At 69.7% G+C, this 4,113-nt stretch carries 3 protein-coding genes and 1 pseudogene; all 4 read right to left on the bottom strand.

The genetic code is table 11. The features are described from left to right. Nucleotides 1–109: 109 nt before the first annotated feature. A complete protein-coding gene (locus tag OX89_RS12735) occupies nucleotides 110–898 on the bottom strand; it encodes a crotonase/enoyl-CoA hydratase family protein (RefSeq protein WP_047350876.1) in 789 nt (262 codons plus the stop codon). A 109-nt stretch (nucleotides 899–1,007) separates the two neighbouring features. After that, entirely contained in the window at nucleotides 1,008–2,039 is a 1,032-nt protein-coding gene (locus OX89_RS12730) for an acyl-CoA dehydrogenase family protein (protein WP_047350875.1), read from the bottom strand. Between the two features lie 14 nt (nucleotides 2,040–2,053). Beyond that, on the bottom strand, nucleotides 2,054–3,211 hold the full coding sequence (locus OX89_RS12725; protein WP_047350874.1) for an acyl-CoA dehydrogenase family protein: 1,158 nt from the start codon (nucleotides 3,209–3,211) through the stop codon (nucleotides 2,054–2,056). Then, nucleotides 3,208–4,071, bottom strand: a pseudogene (locus OX89_RS12720) (CaiB/BaiF CoA transferase family protein); the annotation flags it as partial. The pseudogene OX89_RS12720 and the gene OX89_RS12725, both read right to left, overlap by 4 nt. Between the last annotated feature and the right edge of the window lie 42 nt (nucleotides 4,072–4,113).

Raw genomic sequence — 4,113 nt, 5'->3', positions numbered from 1 at the left:
CAGCGATGCGGGTTACTACTCATTGCCGGGAGGCATCCATACAAGAAGCCATGGCGGCATTATCGAACGGCCGCCGGGCCTTTCCTTGTCCGCCGATGGCTGATTCGGTCTACTGGAAACGCGGGGCGCGCTTCTCGATGAAGGCGGTGACCGCCTCGCGGTGGTCGGCCGTCTTGTGGGCGATGGCCTGGTAGCCGGCGGAGATCTCCAGCAGCGAGGCCAGCGAGGCGTGCTCGCCCTCGCGCAGCAGCCGCTTGGTCATCCGCATCACGGCACCGGGGTTGGCGGCAATCTTCTCGGCCAGCGCGCGCGCGGTGGGCAGGAGCTGGTCGGCCGGCACCACGCGGCTCACCAGGCCGCAGGCCAGGGCGTCCTGGGCGCTGATGGCCTCTCCGGTGAAAGCCATCTCGGACGCCTTGGCCATGCCCACGGCCCGCGGCAGCAGCCAGGCGCCTCCGTCGCCGGGCACGATGCCCACGCGCACGAAGCTTTCTGCGAAGGTGGCGTTCTCGGCCGCGATGCGGATGTCGCACATACAGGTCAGGTCCAGCCCCGCGCCGATGGCCGGGCCGTTGACGGCGCAGATCACCGGCACGTCGAGCTGGTACAGCGCGTTGGGGATCTGCTGGATGCCCTGGCGGTATTCCTCGCGGATCAGGTCGGGCGTGAGCGCATCGTCGAAGAAGCGCTGCATGTCCTTGACGTTGCCGCCCGAGCTGAAGATGGGGCCGGCGCCGGTGAGGATCAGCACTTTCACGCTGGCGTCCTTGCGCACGGTGTCGCACAGCTGCACGAACTCCTGCACGGCCGTGTTGCCGGTGAGCGCATTGCGCGTCTCGGGCTGGTTCATGGTGGCGGTCAGGATGCCGCCGTCGCGTTCAATGGTCAGGAAGGCCATGGTGTCTCTCCGTAGTCGAAAGTAGGAGCTGCCAGCGCACATCACCGCTTGATTTCAATATGAAAACACATTGAACGCCTTGGTTGGCATACGCAAACAGCTATGGTTTTCAGAGCATCATTTCCACGTCGGTGATGCGGCGCACAAGGTCCAGCGTCAGCCCGCCGTGCGCCAGCAGCGCCTCGCCGGCCACGCCGTGCCAGTAAGACTCGCTGCCGGCCGTCTGGCGCCAGGCGTGCAGGCGGCGGGTGAACAGCTGCAGGTCGTATTCCGCGGTGAAGCCGATGGCGCCGTGGATGGCGTGGGCGAACTCGGCCACGGCCAATGCGGCCTCGCTGCAGCGCGCCTTGGCGGTGGCCACACGCAGCCGGTCGGGCTGCACACCGGCGCCGCTGCAGCCCAGCTGCGCAGCCATGCGCGCGGCGAACACATGCTCGCTCATCACCGCCAGCTGGTGCTGGATGGCCTGGAACTTGCCGATGGGGCGGCCGAACTGCTGGCGCTCGTTGGCGTACTGCAGGGTGCGCCGGAACACGTCGCCCAACGCGCCGGCCATCTGCGGGGCCACCACGGCGGCCTGCAGGGTGCGTGCGTCTTGCGCGGCATCCACCACCACCCCGGGCGCGGCCTCCACCTGGGCAGCAGTCCAGGCCAGGGCGGCATCCAGCGCCGGCGCCTGGGGCGCAGCCTGCGCATCGGCCGTGGCCAGCAGGTGCCAGGCGCTGCCAGCCTGCACCAGCACATGATCGGCCACCTGGCCGCCGCGCACCAGGGCGCAGCGCACGCCGTCATCCGGCAGCCGCTCGCCACGCGCCAGCGTGATGCTGCCGGCGGGGCGCGCTACGCCGGCCTGGGCCAGCAGCGCGCGCGCCACCATGGTCTCGCCCAGCGGCAGCGGCAGCGCATGCGCGCCGCATTGCTCCAGCACGCCGAACACCTGGGTCAGGCCCAAGCCGGCGCCGCCGTCGTCCTCGGGCAGCAGCGCATCGGCGAGGCCCGTGGCCTCCAGTTGCGCCCACAGCAGCTGCGTCGCGGGCGCGGCGCGCCCGCCGGATTCGATGGCGCGCACCACCGGGGGGGTGCACTGGTCGGCCAGCACCTGGCGGGCGGCGTCGGCAAACAGATCGTTGTCTTGGCTCATGTCGTGGCTCCGTTTCAGCGCAGGCCCAGGCCCCGGGCGATCATCCCGCGCAGGATGTCGCGCGTGCCGCCGCGCAAAGAGAACGAGGGCGAGGCCTCGGTCACGTATTTCAGGGTCATCAGCAGCTCCACCGGCACGTCTTCCGCCTCGCGGGCGAACAGGTCGTCGGCGATCGCCGCGGGGATCATCTGCTCCAGCGTGGTGCCCAGCTCCTTGACCAGCGCGGCCTCGACGATGGGGCTTTCGCCGCGCACCAGCTTGTCCTGAATGGCCACCGACATGGCGCGCAACGGCGCGAGCTGCGTGAGCACCTGGCCCGCCAGGCGCTGGGCCGACTCCGTGCGCCCTTGCGGCGTGCGCACGTAATCCAGCCACTGGTCGAACAGCACGATGCTGGAGAACAGCCGCTCGGGCCCGCTGCGCTCGAAGGCCAGCTCGGCCGTGACCTGCTCCCAGCCCTGGCCTTCGGCGCCGATGAGCGCATCGGGGCCCAGCTGCACGTTGTCGAAGAACACCTCGCAGAAATGGCTGTCACCCGACAGGTCCTCGATCGGGCGCACGGTGACGCCGGGGAGCTTCAGGTCCACGATGACCTGGGACAGGCCCTTGTGGCGGTCCTTGCTGCTGCCGGAGGTGCGCACCAGCGCAATCATGAACTGGCAGTGGTGCGCGTTGGTGGTCCAGATCTTCTGGCCGTTGAGCACAAAGCCCTGGTCATTGGGCGTGGCGCGCGTCCTCACGCTGGCCAGGTCCGAGCCCGAGCCCGGCTCGCTCATGCCGATGCAGAAGAACGCCTCGCCGCGGCACACCTTGGGGATGTAGAACTGCTTTTGCGCCTCGGTGCCGTACTTCAGGATCAGCGGCGCGCTCTGGCGGTCGGCAATCCAGTGCGAGCCCACGGGCGCGCCGCAGGCGAGGAACTCCTCCACCAGCACATAGCGCGTGAAGGCGCTGCGTCCGCCGCCACCATATTCCTTGGGCAGCGTGACGCCGATCCAGCCGCGGGCGGCCAGCTTGCGGCTCAGCTCGCTGCTGTAGCCGCCCCACGAGCGGGCGCGGATATGCGCGGGCAGTTCGGCGATCGCCCCGGCCAGGAAGGCGCGCACCTCGGCGCGCAGGGCCTCGTCCTCGGGGGGGATGCGCGTGAGCGCGAGTGAATCCAGGGTACTCATCCCAAAACTCCGTTGTCTCTGTAGGTTTGCAGTGCCTCGGGCGCAAGGCCGAGGTGGCGGGCCAGCACCGCATCGGTGTGCTGGCCCAGTTGCGGGGGCGTATGGCGGTAGCTCACCGGGGTGTCCGACAGGCGCAGGGGGCTGGCCACCAGCGGCACGCTGCCCGCCTGGGGGTGCTGCATGGCAATCTGCATGCCGCGCGCCTTGACCTGCGGGTCGTCGAACACCTCGCGCACGGTGTTGATGGGGCCGCAGGGCACGCCGTGCTGCTCCAGCAGGGCGATCCAGTCGCGCGTGGGCTTGCCCACCGTCACGCCGCGGATCAGCGCCACCAGTTCGTGGCGGTGCGCCACACGCGCGGCGTTGGTGGCAAAGCGCGCATCCTGCGCCCAGCCGGGCTGCCCCGCGGCGTGGCACAAGCGTGCGAACTGCCCGTCGTTGCCCACGGCCAGGATCATGTGGCCGTCCTGCGTGGGGAAGTCCTGATACGGCACGGTGTTGGGGTGGGCGTTGCCCATGCGCGGCGGCACCTGGTTGCCGTAAAGGTAGTTCATGCCCTGGTTGGCCAGGCAGGCCACGCCCACGTCCAGCAGGGCCAGGTCGATGTGCTGGCCTCGGCCCGTGTGCTCGCGCGCCTGCAGCGCCGCGAGGATGGCCGTGCTGGCATACAGGCCCGTGAGGATGTCGGTCAGCGCCACGCCCACCTTCATGGGGCCGCCGCCCGGTTCGCCGTCGGGCCGGCCGGTAACGCTCATGAGCCCGCCCATGCCCTGGATCAGGAAGTCGTAGCCGGCGCGGTGGGCGTACGGGCCGTCCTGCCCGAAGCCCGTGATGGAGCAGTACACCAGGCGCGGATTGAGTAACCGTCTTCGAAGTCAAGCGCAATGAAGCGACTTGTCCCA

Origin of the sequence: Diaphorobacter sp. J5-51, from assembly GCF_001023515.1 — a bacterium.
Lineage (GTDB): Bacteria > Pseudomonadota > Gammaproteobacteria > Burkholderiales > Burkholderiaceae_C > Diaphorobacter > Diaphorobacter nitroreducens.
This window is presented reverse-complemented; position numbering and strand designations above follow the sequence as displayed.